Below are 298 nucleotides of genomic sequence, written 5' to 3'. Positions count from 1 at the left end.
ACATTCCCAGACGCAGGATCTCAACACACGGGAGCAGGAACTTCTCGATCTCGAGCAAGAGCTTCAGACTCAAGGCCAAGACCTTCAGTCCCTAGCTCAAAACCTGCAGACGAAAGAGCAGCATCTCACTTCCAAAGAGCAAGAGCTGCATTCCCATACGCAAGATCTCAACTCACGAGAACAGGAACTTCTCGATCTTGATCAAAAACTTCAGACGAAAGAGCAGCATCTCACTTCCAAAGAGCAAGAACTGCATTCCCAGACGCAAGACCTCAACGCACGAGAACAGGAACTTCTC

Annotated in this window: 1 protein-coding gene; it reads left to right on the top strand. The window is 49.3% G+C overall.

The window, feature by feature from the left end; all coding sequences use genetic code 11:
• A partial coding sequence (locus HPY27_RS29855; RefSeq protein ID WP_174226582.1) for a hypothetical protein occupies window positions 1-298 on the top strand: 298 nt, incomplete at both ends.

The organism is Brevibacillus sp. HB1.1 (genome assembly GCF_013332445.1).
GTDB lineage: Bacteria > Bacillota > Bacilli > Brevibacillales > Brevibacillaceae > Brevibacillus > Brevibacillus porteri.
This window is presented reverse-complemented; position numbering and strand designations above follow the sequence as displayed.